Raw genomic sequence first — 15,782 nt, 5'->3', positions numbered from 1 at the left:
GGTCAGCCGTAGCTGACCTTTGAAAAGAGGTTCAAAGTTTTAAATCGCTTGAACCTGCTGCAATGCATTTTGCAGCGCTTGTGCTTTAACCGCTTCGCCCATGTTCACGCCTTCAGCACGAATCACCTCGATATCATTCACACCGGTAAAGTTAAATACGGTTTTCAGGAAAGCTTCCTGAAAATCAGCCGGGCTTTGCTCACCATAGACACCACCACGGCTGCTGGCAATATACACTTTTTTATTGCCCGCCAAACCCACAGGACCTTGTTCGGTATATTTAAAGGTACGTCCCGCGACACAAATCCGATCAATCCAGGCTTTTAAGGTCGATGGCAAACCGAAGTTATACATCGCTGCACCAATCACCACGATATCCGCCTGCAAATATTGCTCTAAAATTTCGTCGCCCAATGCCGCCTGTTCTGCATTCTGGCCCATTAAAATTTCGGCGGTAAGATGCGGGATAGGCTGTGCCGCCAGATCCAGATATTCAACTTCAATGGCCTCAGCATATTTTTGCTGCAATTGTTCCACCACGGCCTGAGTCAACTGACGCGAAATAGAAGCATCTCCTAAAATACTGGAATCAATCTGTAAAACTTTCATGGCTTCGCTCTTTATCTTTGGTTGTTTCTAACAATGCAGCCATTTTAACGATTGACTATATTGAAATAATTAGCACCAATAAAACACATCATCCTGAATTTAGAACAAAACTGCATGCCTCTTAACCTCTCTTATTTTGCTTGGAACCTTTTGGTATGGCATAGACCGCTTGCACTATAGGCAAAAACTGAGCAGATCAGGTAGCAACTAAATCACGAAAACGTTTTAAATATTGTTGTTTATCAAGTATTCAAACTTATATTATCTTGTGTAAATAAAGCTATAAACATCCAACAAGTCTTGAAAAATCTGCCCTAACAATTAAATTCAGACCGGGACCATGAAGCGAATCTCGCCTGTATTAGAAAAGTGCTCAAACACAGAATCAAGAAATATCTGGTCGAAGATGAAGTCGTGATGAACTGAGGAATCTTAAAAAAATGCATCCTGATGCTGACCTGGGGATGCGGTGTACATCTGAACTGGCTCGGCTGGGATCTCTTTGTTTTATTCAATCCTGAGTATTGGCAATATGTACAGATTGAACGGGTTCATTCACAAGTCGTGCTGAACGGCAGTTTTTTATTGATTTTAGCCGTGCTGATTTATCCCTGTTATAAATTTCAGGGCAACCGTCTGGTGGAACGTTATCTACCCTATCTGGCAGTCGGCACCTTTGTGGTTTCGCTATGCCGGGATGCCTATATTGTCGGCGTGATCAGTCCGGTCGCTACCACAGCCTATGTCTGCTTAATTATGGTCGGTCTGGTGCTGTTTCACCGCACGCTGGTGTATAGCATGCTGATTCCTGCCTCCATTTTCCTGGGCGGATGCGCCTATTTAAGTTTCAGTCATCAATTGCCTTATTCACCGCTATTTAATATCGATGACAAGCTTTTCTATAATGGTTTCTGGCTGTTATCGATGCTGTATTTCATTTTGCCAATTCTGGCCGTCTGTATGGTCTTATTCGAGATTCTGCTCAGTCAATGGCGGCATCGTGAGCAGCTGACCAAACAACTGAGTCAGATTGATCCGCTCACTAACCTGTTTAACCGCCGTAGCATCAACCAATGTCTGGATAAACTGAATGCCGCAGCAACTCCGAATTACGCCTTGGTCTTACTGGATCTGGATCATTTCAAGAAAATTAATGATCACTATGGCCATCATAAGGGCGATGAAACCTTAGTTGAAGTGAGTGCTGTGCTGAACCAGCAATTGCGCGAAAGTGATGTAGTCGGCCGTTTTGGCGGGGAAGAATTTATTTTGGTGCTTAAAAATACCAGTCTGGAAAAAGCCGAACAAGTGGCTGAACGCTGCCGCATCGCCATTCAGCAATTGCAGATTTTCAGTGATGAGGATGAGCTGATTCCGGTGACCGCCAGTTTCGGGATTGCCATTTCTAGCGCGGAATTACGCCCACAACAATTATTGAGTCAGGCCGATCAGGCGCTTTATCAGGCCAAAGCCGGTGGGCGTAATCTGGTCAAAGCTTATGCTGAACCGGTGCCAGTACAGATGCAGGTTTCTTAAACGGGTTCAGCTTTTTTTAAGAACTAAATTATGGATTTTCACTTTGAGCCAGTGCTTGCAGCTGTGCCAGCAATTCTGCCTCGCTAAAAGCACCGGTTAAACGTAAACCCCTAATTTCCTGCTGCTGCGCATTCAAGAATAAATACGTCGGCGGCCCGAGAATTTCCCATTGGTTTAACAGCGCTTGATGAGAGACATTATATTGGCTTAAATCCAGCTTGATCAGGAAATATGGCGCAAGCGCCTGCTGTACCGCTGTAGATTTTAAAATACGATGTTCGATCGGCTGACAGGCAACACACCAGTCGGCGTAGACATCAATAATAATCTTTTGCCCTTGTGGTGCCTTGTTCAAAATCTGCTGAAATTCTGCTGCACTACGTGCCACATGCCAGTTGACTTCTGTACTCACCTGCTCCACAAAAAACCGCTGACTGTGCTGATATTGGCTATAAGCGATATAGGGCACGGCCAGTACCAGACACAGGATATATAGCCATCTCAAACCGGTACGATGCCAGAAAATCCGGAACAGCACATAAGCCACGAAGGTCATACCCAAAGCTAGGGATAACCATTGTAAAGCGGCTTCTGAAATCAGTGGGCGAATAAAATACAGCGCCAGCGCCAGCATGATAAAGGCAAAGAGCACTTTGATCTGATTCATCCAGTGCCCGGCTTTAGGCAGAATCCGTGCACCCAGAATACTGGCCAGTAATAAAGGCGTCCCCATTCCAAAACCCAGGGTAAACAGCAGTAAAGCCCCCTGCCACTGACTTTGCGTCTGGGAAATAAACAATAATGCACCTGCCAGCGGTGCGGTCATGCATGGTCCCACCAGAAGCGCCGAAATCATGCCCATAACGCCGGCACTGACCAGACTACCTCCCTGCTGCATGGCCTGTGCCCGATCCAGACGATGAACCAGACGTTGCGGCAATTTGATTTCAAACAGGCCAAACAGATTCAGCGCAAACAGGACAAACAGGATGCTAAATGCGATCAGAGTTCCCGGTTGCTGCAACCAGCGCTGGAAGTTCAGACCAGCTGAAGACGCAATTAGGCCAAGTACTGCATAGACAGCGGCCATACTGCTGACAAAAGTCAGTGCAATCATCCAGGCTTTCAGACCTTTACTGTCACGTACGATCAACGAGGTCAGAATTGGCAGCATCGGCAAGGAACACGGGGTGAAAGCCAGTAAAATTCCCAAGCCGAAGAACAGTAAAAGCCCATAGCCCAAAGAGCGCTCAAGCAACTGGGCTGACCATTTCTGGTCTTGTGCTGCATAAGGTTCGGTTTGTGTGTTGGCTGATGCAGAGATTTCATCTGCTGTAGATTCTGAGGAATCCACTGTATTAAACAGGGTATTGTGTTGCAGTGATGAAGTATTCAGATCAAGTAAACGCTTTGCTCCTGATCCGGCAGCTTCGAATTGCACCAGACCGGACAAATCGGTCTTGAACTGAATGGTTTGTGGCGGATAACAGATCCGGTCTTTGGCACAGCCTTGCCAACTGACCTGATAGGATTGCCCCGCTTGAGTCGGGATCTGAAACTTTAACTGCTGATAATAAACCTGGGTATGTCCATAGTTATCATCATACAAATCTTCAGCGGGTGGCAACTCAAACGATACCGGCTGGTTGCCCTGCCAAACTTCAATTTTATGCTGATACAGATAATAGTTGTCCGGAATCTGCCAGCTCAGTTCAGCCTGCTGCTGACTGGTGGAGATCACGCTCACAGGAAAAGCCTGCTCGGCAGACAACAATGCCGTTTCCGCCTGAGCAGGACTGCTGAACAAGGTGCTTCCCAAAATAACCGGGGCAAGCATTTTCCCCCAGGTCGGGAACTGCGAGTATTTCATCATCTGTGAGTTGAATAACTTAGAACAGCACAGAGAAACCTAAGCCTGAGAAGTAACTTCGATCTGCACCATCCAGATCTACACCGACATTCGCATCCAATTGGACACGGTCGTTTAAGGCATACATAACCCCGGTACCGAGCGCGTATTGATTATCGACACTTTCAGCTTTACGGTAAATCAGTTCAGAATAACCTGACCAGCGATCAGTAATGCGGTAGCCTAGAGAAGGAATCGCAGACACTGCCCAGTTGCTGTCCTGCCATTCATAACGCATGGTCAATGCGGTACTGACCAAGTCATTATATTGATACGACACGACAGAACCTAGGCTGTAAATATCTTCTTCATTGGTGAAACCGGCATTGCCTGTTGCAATGATGGCTTCGGCCAGCAAAGCCATACTGAGTTTGTCATCATCCAAATCAATGGCCTTTTTCAGACCAATACTAACATCGCCCAGACCATCATCTTCTTCGGTCTGGCCATTGGATTTCACTTGGGTCCAGGTCGGGCCAGCCCAACCTAAACGCAATTCCAGATCATCACTGAGTCCGGTACGTAACAACATATCTGCACTGAGTGTGGTCGCGGTCTGATCGCCCGACTTGCTATAACGCGCTGTAGGCAAGCCTTGCTCCCAAGCGACATTTCCGACTGGAGTAATTCCAGTACTGAGACCCTCACCTGGTCGATCAAATTCAAAATCTGCTGCGAAAAGCTGTGCACTACAACCGGCCAGTGCAATCAAACCCAAGGTTTTTAATGTTGTCATGTTGGAGCTCTTTATTAAAATTTAACTGAGTTCTTTGGTCATTTTTGCGCCATGCTTGCGAAGCAGTTCTAGCGTCTGTTTTTCTTCATCCAAGGCTTCTGACCAGTTGATTTCATCAAAATCACAATCAAAGAATAGATCACTAATTGAAGATAAAATAGTCATGCCATCTTCATCTTTGCTATTTGGATCGACTTTTTCATCCAGTAAACGCTGTACAGCTGGCGCGCATGCGGCACTTGCGGCATCCCAGAGTGGACCATAAATTTCTTCTGCATCCCACAAATGCAGATTCACTTTGGCCTGGATCAGTTCTTCCAGAATTTGTAAATGTACCGCCAAACGTGCCTGTTTCTCCTCTTCTGAAAGTGGTGTTCCGGCTTCATACAGCTCACACACTTCTTCCCACCATTTAAACAGGCCATCTGACCAGACCGAAATCACCGGGCCTTTGTCATGATCAATAAAATTCGGGTTGAGTCCATCTGCCAGCAGCTGTTTGACCTGGTCCAGATTTAATTCTTCGAGTGCTTGCACAAAAAGTTGTTGTTGCGCAGTTAACATGATGGAGCTCACTTTGATTCGTTTTCGACTATTATGCCGAATAAAGCAGGATTTGTTGTGCTTCTCATAACTATATTTTTGTTTAATACGAAAAAAGCCCCGCAGGGCTTTTTCAAATCGGTTCGGCTTAGTCTTCGATATCCGCAGTATCTGTGTCTGCTAGTTCGAGAGCACCAGGACGAACATTGTCTTTTTTCTCGATCACATGTTCCAGACTACGTTTTAGTCGGTCAATTGCACCATGGATCGCAGTATCGACATTATGGCCACGATGATTGACTACGACAGGTTTCAAGCCTGCAGGACGCGCTTCAATCATACAGCGAATATCGTCATCGCCGCCTTTGGCGCCATTTTCATCACTGAGATGGACTGAAAAATGGGTAATACGTTCGCTGTGGCGCTGGAATTCTTGATTTAATTCTTCCCGTACATAAGTAATTAAACGATCACTATTCTGAATGTGGTTATCGGTACGAAGTTCAATATTCATATATTACCATCCTCAATCTTTGTAACTTTTGAGTGCAAAATTTTTTATCTTGGCACGTTTGTAGCTTGCTGTTTCGCATCGCATTTCACTTCTTCAAATGATTGGAATCACACCCTCCATTTTGAATGATGAACACATTTTTGAGTCTGCAGAATCGTGTCCTTATATCTTGAATATCGGCTGTATCTGGGAAATATGCAAGTGATATTTTGGTTTTTTAGCAAAAGAATAATCCATTGTGACAACTGCTTACTCAGCTCAAAAATACAGGATTTTTCAAACAGCAATTGCGCAACTCTTCACACAATTTAGTTTGAAATGTTTTTTAAGCCAGACCGATAAATCGCTTAAATAACATTCGACCAAGAAACCTAAAAAAAGAAATTAAAAGTATTTTTTTATGAAAATTAGCTCACTTTTATCTAATAGTTTTTCTTATAAGATCAGCGCCTAGTCAGCCTTACAGTTCTGAAGAGATAATATGCTTTATCATTATTTAGTTGCTTTTGCAGAACCGGGAAAAATACTCTTTCGTCATTCGAAAATAATAAACTGCAAAAATGATTTTCAATTGAAATATAAGACCGATCACTCTTATTTTACGACGCTGAGAATAGGCTTATAAAACGACCGTCATTTGAGATTTTAGAACTAACCTCATTACACAAACAGAACAAAGCTATTCAGCCTCAGGCTCAAATTAATTACTAAACAATCTGTATATTCCCCCTATTTTTACTGGTTTTCTAAACTCATCATCCTGAATTGAAGTGATTTTATATTTCTAGTTATACATTCAGTCTTTTAAGACGCTACATATTCAACTTTATTTAAAAAATAATAATTTAGAGAAATATCAGCAAAAGGCAATGAAAACTGAGGAAGATGATCGTCTGCATTCAACTCATGGGGGCTGAAATATATTTAAGTCAGCGATCACTTTTAACTTTATTTTTACTTATTAATCTGTATGCTTATTCTGCTTTCTCGGGGGGATAGATTTAAATGAAATTTACACAACTTGCGGCACTTTGTGCATTGGCTTCAACTGCAGCATTTGCTCAAGCAAAACCAGTTTGGCAGGACTTTAGCATTACAGGTCTTTATGGTGAAAACTATAAATCACCATTTCTCACTCAAGATGAAAAGCTTGATCAAACAACAGTTACTGCTGAATATGCGGCAGGTTTAAAATATGGTGATTTCTTTGCTTTCGCTGATCGTACTAACAATGATCCAGAAGGTAATAGTACCTATTTTGAGGTTGCACCGCGTTTAAGCTTAAGTGCAGTTTCAGGAACTAAACTTGAAGTTGGTCTAATCAAGGACGTACTCGTTGCGACAACTTGGGAAGGTGGCGAAGGCTTTAATAACTATTTGTATGGTGTTGGTTTTGCTTTAAATGTTCCATATACTCAATATGCAAACATTAACTTCTACAAAGCTGACAATGATAACACTGCAGATGATTATCAAATGACCATCACTTACGCAGTACCATTTAAGTTAGGTACTGAAGATTTCCTTGTTGATGCATTCCTGGATTGGTCAACGGCTGAAGATACCCATGCTAGTGAATTGAACTGGACTAGCCAGTACAAATGGAATGTAGGTAAGCATATCTCTCCAGACACTAAACTTTATGTAGGTATCGAACATTCAGTTTGGAACAATAAATATGGTTATAAAGGCGTAGACCAAAATGACGTCAGCGCACTTGTGAAATATCATTTCTAATTGATGTATGATCGAAAGCAGAACTCCGGTTCTGCTTTTTTTAAACTGTGATTTCAGCTCACCTCTACTAGAACAAGAATATGCCTGATTTTGATATTCGACCTGCGACCGAACATGATCTTGAAACCATCCTCGAGATTTATAATCAGGAAGTACTCTATGGTACTGCGACCTGGAACAGAACAGCCTTTGATTTGAACTATTTCAAAATCTGGTTTAAACAGCTTAAAAATCAGAATTTCCCGGTTTTTGTGGTTGAAGATACTCAAAATCAAGTCGTTGCTGGCTATGCCTGTTATGATCAGTTTCGTAGTATTCAGGGCTTTCAACAGACGGTAGAACATTCCATCTTTTTAAATCCAGATTATGCAGGGCAAGGTTTGGGTTCTAAATTATTGCAATATTTAATTGAACAGGCTCAAGTACAGAAACTGCATATCATGGTCGCGGCGATTGATTCTGAAAACAACTCATCGATTCGTCTGCATGAAAAACTGGGCTTCGTTCAAACTGCCTATATGCCGCAAGTCGGACAGAAGTTTGGGCAATGGCGTGATTTGGTACTCTTACAACTCAATCTGGATCAAGCTTGATTCATTCTTAGTTTAAAACTATTCCAGAACTGCTTTCTGGACACTACTCTTCAGCTTTTAATACTTGGCCATCACGATATTTTGTTCTTATCCAGTTTAATAAGCACAAGTTCTATTTACTTATACGAGCAGCTATGTTTTATTCAGCTAAAAATCATACTGAATAACACCATGTATAAATCTCTATTGTCTATCGGTCTTTTAGGTTTAAGCGCGCACACTTTTGCTGATTCAGATTTTGAAAAAGAGCTCCGTTCAGGCTGTAGCAAAGTGCAAAGCTATGCAAATAATGGCAAGAAATTCTACGACCAAAAACAATATCAAAAGGCTATAGCGCAATTTGAGCAACAAGCCGCCTGGTCATCTTTTTGTGCGATGAATGTAGAAGATGAGGGTACAGCTTTTTCTGAACGTGATATCACCACGGCATTTAATAATGTCGGTTTAAGTTATGCCAAGCTTGGAAATCCGCAGTGGGCACGCGCCTGGTTTTCCGTTTTTCCGAATGCTAAAGCCAGCCAGTTCAATCTGAAGCAATTGCCTGCACCACAAAAACCAAAGAATCTTGCAGGGAAATATGTCCGCTATGCAGGTTTTGGTCAGTGGAATACGATGGAGGTTAAACCAGCTTCTAATGCCTACCAGATTGAGTTTAATGGACTCTATATGGGTTTACGCAGTCTGATTTATGGACCAAATATGGGAGAATTTTTAACCCGTATGTCGCTGAATAAAGCTCAGGCCAATTACAGCGTAGAAGATTGCAAAATTGATTTGAAATTTCAGTTTAACGCTCAAATTGGACAACAGATTGTGGTGAATAGCAACAATCCAATGTCTTGCGGTTTTGGCCATAATGTCTCAGCGGATGGCATGTATTTAAAGGTTGAGTGATTGCTGATTCAGCGATATCTTATTCCCCTATAACAAACATAATATTCAAAATATTACAGGGAAAATATGGCTAAATTTCTAAATACCAGTGCAACCAATTTTTTCTTAGAAGAACTCATTAAAAATGCCAAAGAACGTCTAATTTTAATCAGTCCGTATTTACGTCTCAATGACCGTATTAAAGAATTATTAGAAGACAAAGACCGGTTAAAAATTGATGTTCGGATTGTCTATGGCAAAAGTGATTTGCATCCTGAAGAAATCAAATGGATTCAAAAACTGGACTATGTGCGTTTGAGTTTCTGCAAAAACCTGCATGCAAAGTGCTATCTCAATGAATCGGAATGTATTATTTCGAGTTTGAATTTATATGAATTTAGCCAGGTCAATAACAATGAAATGGGCATTTCAGTTCGTAAGTATGAAGATGATGAGGTTTTTAAAGATGCGTATGAAGAAGCGCAGCGTATTATTCGGATTAGCGAAGAAGTCCGGATCAGCTTAGATGAAGTCAAAGCTAATCCGAACACTGAGGATTTAGGTCAAACTGATGAAGAAGCTAATGCCTTTAGTAAATTGACCACCTCCAAACTGGCTGCCAAATATAAAATTAAAACAGCAGATTTACTTGAAAAGTTAGTGGATAAAGGCTTTTTAAAGCTGAATGACACGGGTAAACATTTTTTAACTGACCAAGGCAAATCCATCGGTGGTGAATACCGTCCAAGTCAGTACGGCGGCTATTTTTTATGGAATGAAAATACGGAGATCTAATCCCTCCATTATTCAAAAAAGAAAATTCCCCTCTCTTTAAGAGATGAGAAGCTCTGCTTCGTAAGAGGAGATTTAAAATTTAATCCCTCCAAACCTCCCTTTCTTACGCTTCGATATAAAGCAGTGCTTATATCTTGCTTAGGGAGGCTTTTTCCCTCTCCTTCTAGGAGAGGATTAGGGAGAGGTAAATAAAGATAAACCCTCATCCCCCGCCTTCTCCCATAGGAGAAGGAGCTAAAAGCCTTAAATCGCCACCAACTCCCGAATACCTTTCTCAGGCATTTCACTGCCCACACCTTGCGCTACAACCTGCCCACGTGCCATCACGGTATAAGCATCAGCAAGTTCTTCAGCAAAATCATAGAATTGCTCTACCAACACAATCGCCATCTCACCCCCATCTGCCAGTTTACGAATGACCCGGCCAATATCTTTAATGATTGACGGCTGAATACCTTCAGTCGGTTCATCCAAAATCAGCACACGCGGTTCAGAAGCAAGTGCACGTGCAATGGCAAGCTGCTGCTGCTGCCCACCGGACAAATCTCCTCCACGGCGGTGCTTCATTTCCTCCAAGACAGGGAAAATTTCATACAAATGCTCAGGCACTTTGCGTGTCTTTGCTCCTTTAAATTTCGCCATACCAATGAGAATGTTTTCCTCCACCGTCAGCGTTAAAAAAATATCTCGACCTTGTGGCACATAAGCCAAACCTTCACGTACACGCTGTTCAGGACCGAGCTTGGATATGTCTTTACCATCCAGCAAAATCTGTCCGGATTTAATCGGTAAAATACCCATCAGACATTTAAGGAGCGTGGTTTTCCCCACCCCATTGCGTCCAAGCACCACCGAACATTCACCCACAGGTGCAGTCAACGACACATCACGTAAAATATGACTGCCACCATAAAATTGATTGACGTCTTTGACTTCTAACATCGCAAGCTCCTTAACGCCCTAAATACTTTTCAATGACATCTTCATTGGCTTGTACTTCTGCCAATGTGCCTTCTGCCAAAATTGCCCCTTGCGCCAGTACCGTGACTTTTTCACTAATGGTGTCAATGAAGCTCATGTCATGCTCGACCACAACGAGGGTGTGATTTTTCTTGAGTTCTAAACACAGCTCCGCCGTGCGTTCGGTTTCGGCATCGGTCATGCCTGCTACAGGTTCATCAAGCAAAATCAGTTTTGGACGTTGCATCAGCAACATGCCGATTTCTAACCATTGCTTTTGACCATGTGACAGCAAGCCAGCAGGTTTATTAATGAACTCTTGCAGACGAATCTGCGTCAATGATTCATCCAAAGCATTTTGTGCATCGGGATCGAGTTTGCTAAAGAAACTCTTTTTCACCCGTTTGTCTTTGGGTGCAGCAAGTAACAGATTTTCCATGACGGTGAAATTTTCAAACACGGTCGGTTTTTGGAACTTACGCCCAATGCCTGCTTCGGCAATTTGTTCAGTGCTCATTTTGGCTAAATCGTAGTTTTGCCCAAAAAATGCTGTGCCTTCGGTTGGTCGCGTTTTACCGGTAATCACATCCATGAGGGTGGTTTTACCTGCCCCGTTCGGCCCGATGATGCAGCGTAATTCCCCTTCTTCAATGTAGAGCGACAAATCATTTAAGGCACGAAAAGCATCAAACCAGACGCTGACTTTTTCTAAATACAGCGCAATACCGTGGGTAAAGTCCGCGCCTTGTTCTTTAGGACGACCATAGCCTTCAGTGGCATGACCACCATGCGGTTGTAGGATCTCGCTCATTCGCTACGCTCCTTTTTAAAACGGTCAAACAGACCAATAATGCCTTTTGGCAGGAAGATGGTCACTACAATAAATAACGTACCCAAAATCAACAGCCATGCTTCAGGATAAGCCGAAGTAAAATAGGTTTTTACTCCATTGATTAAGCCTGCCCCAATCAATGGACCAATCAGCGTGCCACGTCCACCCGCTGCCACCCAGACTGCCATTTCAATCGAGTTCACCGGGTTCATTTCACTTGGGTTAATAATGCCGGCTTGTGGCACATACAGTGCCCCTGCAATGCCTGCAATCACCGCAGATAGCACCCATGCCGAGAGCTTGTACCACAAGGTACGGTAGCCCAAATATTGCAGACGGTTTTCGCTGTCACGAATTGCACCGAGTACACGGCCATAAGGTTTATTCATTAAATGACGTAAACCAATAAAGCACAGCAACAATACCAAAGCGGTGATAAAGCACAAACTTGCCCGCATCGATGCCGAGGTAATGTCCAGGCCTAAAATGGTTTTAAAACCGGTAAAGCCGTTGTTGCCACCAAAGCCGGTTTCATTACGGAAGAAAAGTAATGCAGCGGCAAAAGTCATAGCTTGGGTAATAATCGAGAAATACACGCCTTTAATTTTGGAACGGAAGGCAAAGAAGCCGAAAATAAAGGCGATGATGCCCGGCACTAATACCACCAATACCAATGACCAAAGGAAGTATTCCGTACCGACCCAAAACCATGGCACTTCCGTCCAACTAAGGAAGCGCATAAAGTCAGGAATGCCATCCCCTGCAGACTGGCGCATTAAGTACATCCCAAAGGCATAACCGCCAAGGGCAAAGTACAAACCATGTCCTAAACTTAAAATTCCGGCATAGCCCCAAACTAAATCCAGTGCCAAAGCGACCAGAGCCAAACACATGATTTTGCCAATCAAGGTGACCCAATACGCAGATAAATGCAGGGTTGAATCGGCAGGTAACAGGTGTAACCATGGCAATGCCAATAAAATGGCAAAGCATACGGCAATCGCAATGCCACTATGCGGTTTGTCGGATAATAATTGTGTAATCTTCATGTGCTTACTCCACAAAACGGCCTTTGATGGCAAACAAACCTTGTGGACGTTTTTGAATAAACAAAATCACAAGCACCAAGAGAACAATTTTTGCCAGTACCGCACCAATGCCAATTTCCAAGGCGGTACCACTAATACCTAGACCAAGCGCTGCAAGGACTGCACCCCACACCTGACCTACACCACCGACAACCACCACCAAGAAGGCATCAATAATGTAGTTTTGCCCTAAATCCGGCCCGACGTTACCCACTTGTGCCAAAGCACAGCCCGCTAAACCGGCCAAACCTGAACCTAAACCAAAGGCCATCATGTCGATACGGCTTGAACGAATACCAACGGCTTGTGCCATTTGACGGTTTTGCGTCACCGCACGTACAAACAAACCAAAACGGGTTTTATTCAGTAGGTAAACCAACAACAAAAGCACTGCAATGGTGAAGACAATAATCGCAATACGGTTATACGGCAGCATTAAACTTGGGGTAATGGAGATCCCGCCTGATAGCCACGAAATATTCGACACTTCGACATTTTGCGCACCAAAAGTCATGCGTACCAATTGCATCAAAATCAGGCTGACCCCAAAGGTTGCAAGCAAGGTTTCAAGTTGACGACCGTATAATGGACGAATCACGGTACGTTCAATCAACATACCGATCAGTCCACTCACCAAGAATGCCGCAGGAATCGCGGCGATTAAGTACCACTCGACATAGCTACCCAAATAGCTTTTAAACAGACTTTGCACCACATAAGTAGTATAGGCGCCAATCATAATGAGCTCACCATGCGCCATATTGATGACACCGAGCAAACCATAAGTAATGGCTAAACCGAGTGCTGCAAGCAGTAAAATACTCGCAGTACTCAGCCCTGAAAATAAATGCCCAGTCCATTCACTGGCTTGAATCCGGGTTTTAATACTGCTTTTCGCTTCAAGCAAAGCCGCTTTCAGCTCAGAATGGATATTCGGCTGTGTCAGCTCATTGTCGATCATCGCCAAGACATCGGGACGATTGGAGTCTTGCAAGGCTTTCGCCGCTTGAATTTTAACTAAGACATCTGCATCTTGATAATCCAGACGCGCTTTAAGCTGGGCCAAACGGGCTTTGACTTTGTTATTTTGTTCGTTCAAATACAGGGCATTGATGTGAGCAACATTCAGCTCTGCCAAGTTGCTTTCATAAATATCAATCGCTTCTAAACGCTCGGAAGCATCTTCAGATTTGAGTTTTCTTTGTGCCAAACCAAAGTTGAGCGCTTTACGCAAGGTATTCACCAAAGTCACTTGTGATAAGTCACTCGGCCAATCTGCAACGATGCCTAGACTCGGATAGCTGAGTAATTTTTCGTCCGATTCTAAAATATAGGTTTGACCATTAGCCCCACTATAAAGCTGCTCGTTTTCAACATATTCTGCAAGCTGATCTAACTGCTCAATACTGCCCGGCCATTGCTTCAGTAAAGCACGGCGCTGGGCAAAATCACCTTGCACAAATTGCTGGATTGCATCTTGTTGTATTGCTGCAGTCAATGCAGTGCTATTTGAGGATTGTTCTGCTGATACCAGTTGCACACAAATAACCTGTACAAATACCAGAAAAATAGCGGCGATATTCACGCGAATATTCATTATATTCACCCCTATTCCATTGGAAATTTTCCGTGGAGAGTAAGAAAAAAATCAGAGGACACCTGCCACGGCTGTGGCAGGCAAAAGATAGCTGTTATTTCGGAATGTACGGGCTCCAAGGCTGTGCCTGGATGGCTTGTGGCGTCTTATAGACCACATCAAACTGACCATCGCCACGAATCTGACCAATCATGACTGGCTTGTGTAAGTGGTGATTCGTCGCATCCATTTTTAAGGTATAGCCGGATGGGGCTTTGAATTCCTGACCTGCCATCGCTTCACGGACTTTATCGACCTCTGTAGAACCTGCTTTTTCAACGGCTTGCTTCCACATGTTAATCCCGACATAAGTTGCTTCCATTGGGTCATTGGTCACGAGCTTGTCTGCATTCGGCAGTTTGAATTCCACTGCATACTGCTTCATTTTGTTGGTAAATTCTGTATTGACCGGATTCTTCACTGACATGAAATAGTTCCATGACGCCAAATGACCGACCAATGGCTTGGTGTCAATACCACGCAGTTCTTCTTCACCCACCGAGAACGCCATGACGGGAATATCAGAGGCTTTAATGCCCTGATTACCCAATTCACGATAGAATGGTACGTTGGAGTCACCATTGATGGTTGAAATCACTGCGGTCTTTTTACCAGCTGCGAATTTTTTCACATTGCCGACAATGGTTTGATAGTTGCTATGACCAAATGGCGTGTACTCTTCCATGATGTCCGCATCAGCCACGCCTTTAGACTTTAAGAAAGCACGTAAAATCTGGTTGGTTGTACGTGGATACACATAGTCTGTACCGAGCAGAACAAAACGCTCCGCTTTACCGCCCTCTTCACTCATCAAGTATTCCACGGCTGGAATGGCTTGCTGGTTAGGCGCAGCACCGGTATAAAAAATATTTTTGGATTGTTCCTGGCCTTCGTACTGTACAGGATAGAACAATAAGCCATTCAGCTCTTCAACCACTGGTAAGACAGATTTACGTGACACCGACGTCCATGCACCGAAAATTACCGCGACTTTGTCTTGGGTAATCAGCTGACGTGCTTGCTCTGCAAACAGTGGCCAGTCAGATGCTGGATCGACCACCACAGGTTCCAGTTTTTTACCCAGTACCCCACCATTATCATTGATTTCCTTAATCGCCATTAAGGCCGTATCTTTCAGTGAGGTCTCAGAAATTGCCATCGTGCCTGACAATGAATGCAGGATCCCGACCTTAATTGTGTCGCCGCTGTCTGCGACTTTGCTTTCTGCGCCCGGGGCTTCTGCTTTTTCAGCAGATTTTGAACACCCCGTTAATGCAACAGCCCCTGCCATGGTTGCGGCTAAAATACTTTTTGAAAATAAATTGCGTTGGAACATCAGATCTTCTCCAAACTTTATAATGGTGCATGTTTCATGCTTGTCTTGTTGTACATCTGGATGGAGTGATTCAATTTCTGTGCCA

The 15,782-nt window shown here is 43.5% G+C and carries 14 protein-coding genes and 1 pseudogene; 5 read left to right on the top strand and 10 right to left on the bottom strand.

Annotation, left to right across the window (positions count from 1 at the left end; translation table 11 throughout):
- Positions 1 to 39: 39 nt before the first annotated feature.
- Complete coding sequence (locus F894_RS01710; protein WP_005245665.1) at positions 40 to 609, bottom strand: FMN-dependent NADH-azoreductase; 570 nt, start codon at positions 607 to 609, stop codon at positions 40 to 42.
- 340 nt (positions 610 to 949) lie between these two features.
- On the opposite strand from F894_RS01710, the pseudogene F894_RS01705 reads away from it, so the two are divergent.
- Positions 950 to 2,145 (top strand): annotated as a pseudogene (locus F894_RS01705) (GGDEF domain-containing protein).
- A gap of 28 nt (positions 2,146 to 2,173) precedes the next feature.
- On the opposite strand, the gene dsbD reads toward F894_RS01705, so the two are convergent.
- The 4 genes from dsbD to F894_RS01685 all read right to left on the bottom strand — a co-directional run bounded on the left by dsbD (position 2,174) and on the right by F894_RS01685 (position 5,847).
- Positions 2,174 to 4,015, bottom strand: a complete 1,842-nt coding sequence (gene dsbD, locus F894_RS01700; RefSeq protein ID WP_005245663.1) for a protein-disulfide reductase DsbD — start codon at positions 4,013 to 4,015, stop codon at positions 2,174 to 2,176.
- Positions 4,016 to 4,034: 19 nt separating this feature from the next.
- Positions 4,035 to 4,790, bottom strand: a complete 756-nt coding sequence (locus F894_RS01695; protein ID WP_004281287.1) for a transporter — start codon at positions 4,788 to 4,790, stop codon at positions 4,035 to 4,037.
- 21 nt (positions 4,791 to 4,811) lie between these two features.
- Positions 4,812 to 5,354 carry a hypothetical protein gene (locus F894_RS01690; protein ID WP_004647221.1) on the bottom strand — a complete coding sequence of 181 codons (543 nt, stop codon included), beginning with the start codon at positions 5,352 to 5,354 and terminating at the stop codon, positions 4,812 to 4,814.
- Between the two features lie 127 nt (positions 5,355 to 5,481).
- Positions 5,482 to 5,847, bottom strand: a complete 366-nt coding sequence (locus tag F894_RS01685) for an HPF/RaiA family ribosome-associated protein (protein ID WP_004647220.1) — start codon at positions 5,845 to 5,847, stop codon at positions 5,482 to 5,484.
- A 1,005-nt stretch (positions 5,848 to 6,852) separates the two neighbouring features.
- On the opposite strand from F894_RS01685, the gene F894_RS01680 reads away from it, so the two are divergent.
- The 4 genes from F894_RS01680 (at position 6,853) to F894_RS01665 (ending at position 9,845) form a co-directional block, all read left to right on the top strand.
- A complete protein-coding gene (locus tag F894_RS01680) occupies positions 6,853 to 7,584 on the top strand; it encodes an outer membrane protein OmpK (RefSeq protein WP_005245662.1) in 732 nt (243 codons plus the stop codon).
- Positions 7,585 to 7,664: 80 nt separating this feature from the next.
- A complete protein-coding gene (locus F894_RS01675; protein WP_004281283.1) occupies positions 7,665 to 8,177 on the top strand; it encodes a GNAT family N-acetyltransferase in 513 nt (170 codons plus the stop codon).
- 171 nt (positions 8,178 to 8,348) lie between these two features.
- The gene (locus F894_RS01670) at positions 8,349 to 9,071 is read left to right on the top strand and encodes a hypothetical protein (protein ID WP_005245661.1); all 723 of its coding nucleotides are present in this window, start codon (positions 8,349 to 8,351) and stop codon (positions 9,069 to 9,071) included.
- Positions 9,072 to 9,137: 66 nt separating this feature from the next.
- Positions 9,138 to 9,845, top strand: coding sequence for a phospholipase D family protein (locus F894_RS01665; RefSeq protein WP_004281281.1), 708 nt, complete (start codon positions 9,138 to 9,140; stop codon positions 9,843 to 9,845).
- Positions 9,846 to 10,088: 243 nt separating this feature from the next.
- On the opposite strand, the gene urtE is transcribed toward F894_RS01665, so the two are convergent.
- The 5 genes from urtE to urtA all read right to left on the bottom strand — a co-directional run bounded on the left by urtE (position 10,089) and on the right by urtA (position 15,697).
- Positions 10,089 to 10,787 (bottom strand): urea ABC transporter ATP-binding subunit UrtE, encoded by a 699-nt coding sequence (gene urtE / locus F894_RS01655; RefSeq protein ID WP_005245660.1) that lies wholly within the window; start codon positions 10,785 to 10,787, stop codon positions 10,089 to 10,091.
- A 10-nt stretch (positions 10,788 to 10,797) separates the two neighbouring features.
- Complete coding sequence (gene urtD / locus F894_RS01650; protein ID WP_005245659.1) at positions 10,798 to 11,616, bottom strand: urea ABC transporter ATP-binding protein UrtD; 819 nt, start codon at positions 11,614 to 11,616, stop codon at positions 10,798 to 10,800.
- A complete protein-coding gene (gene urtC, locus F894_RS01645; protein WP_005245654.1) occupies positions 11,613 to 12,686 on the bottom strand; it encodes an urea ABC transporter permease subunit UrtC in 1,074 nt (357 codons plus the stop codon). Before urtC ends, urtD begins: the two co-directional genes overlap by 4 nt.
- Positions 12,687 to 12,690: 4 nt before the next feature.
- Positions 12,691 to 14,322, bottom strand: coding sequence for an urea ABC transporter permease subunit UrtB (gene urtB / locus F894_RS01640; protein WP_005105325.1), 1,632 nt, complete (start codon positions 14,320 to 14,322; stop codon positions 12,691 to 12,693).
- Positions 14,323 to 14,416: 94 nt separating this feature from the next.
- Positions 14,417 to 15,697: an urea ABC transporter substrate-binding protein gene (gene urtA, locus F894_RS01635; RefSeq protein ID WP_004729110.1), complete on the bottom strand. Its 1,281-nt coding sequence runs from the start codon at positions 15,695 to 15,697 to the stop codon at positions 14,417 to 14,419.
- Positions 15,698 to 15,782 lie beyond the last annotated feature (85 nt).

Origin of the sequence: Acinetobacter sp. CIP 51.11 (assembly GCF_000369665.1) — a bacterium.
GTDB lineage: Bacteria > Pseudomonadota > Gammaproteobacteria > Pseudomonadales > Moraxellaceae > Acinetobacter > Acinetobacter lwoffii_S.
This window is presented reverse-complemented; position numbering and strand designations above follow the sequence as displayed.

What these genes read in the sequence shown, in the direction of transcription:
- F894_RS01710 (WP_005245665.1), bottom strand. Translation starts at nt 609, where the DNA reads ATGAAAGTTTTACAGATTGATTCCAGTATTTTAGGAGATGCTTCTATT.
- dsbD (WP_005245663.1), bottom strand. Translation starts at nt 4,015, where the DNA reads ATGAAATACTCGCAGTTCCCGACCTGGGGGAAAATGCTTGCCCCGGTT.
- F894_RS01695 (WP_004281287.1), bottom strand. Translation starts at nt 4,790, where the DNA reads ATGACAACATTAAAAACCTTGGGTTTGATTGCACTGGCCGGTTGTAGT.
- F894_RS01690 (WP_004647221.1), bottom strand. Translation starts at nt 5,354, where the DNA reads ATGTTAACTGCGCAACAACAACTTTTTGTGCAAGCACTCGAAGAATTA.
- F894_RS01685 (WP_004647220.1), bottom strand. Translation starts at nt 5,847, where the DNA reads ATGAATATTGAACTTCGTACCGATAACCACATTCAGAATAGTGATCGT.
- F894_RS01680 (WP_005245662.1), top strand. Translation starts at nt 6,853, where the DNA reads ATGAAATTTACACAACTTGCGGCACTTTGTGCATTGGCTTCAACTGCA.
- F894_RS01675 (WP_004281283.1), top strand. Translation starts at nt 7,665, where the DNA reads ATGCCTGATTTTGATATTCGACCTGCGACCGAACATGATCTTGAAACC.
- F894_RS01670 (WP_005245661.1), top strand. Translation starts at nt 8,349, where the DNA reads ATGTATAAATCTCTATTGTCTATCGGTCTTTTAGGTTTAAGCGCGCAC.
- F894_RS01665 (WP_004281281.1), top strand. Translation starts at nt 9,138, where the DNA reads ATGGCTAAATTTCTAAATACCAGTGCAACCAATTTTTTCTTAGAAGAA.
- urtE (WP_005245660.1), bottom strand. Translation starts at nt 10,787, where the DNA reads ATGTTAGAAGTCAAAGACGTCAATCAATTTTATGGTGGCAGTCATATT.
- urtD (WP_005245659.1), bottom strand. Translation starts at nt 11,616, where the DNA reads ATGAGCGAGATCCTACAACCGCATGGTGGTCATGCCACTGAAGGCTAT.
- urtC (WP_005245654.1), bottom strand. Translation starts at nt 12,686, where the DNA reads ATGAAGATTACACAATTATTATCCGACAAACCGCATAGTGGCATTGCG.
- urtB (WP_005105325.1), bottom strand. Translation starts at nt 14,322, where the DNA reads ATGAATATTCGCGTGAATATCGCCGCTATTTTTCTGGTATTTGTACAG.
- urtA (WP_004729110.1), bottom strand. Translation starts at nt 15,697, where the DNA reads ATGTTCCAACGCAATTTATTTTCAAAAAGTATTTTAGCCGCAACCATG.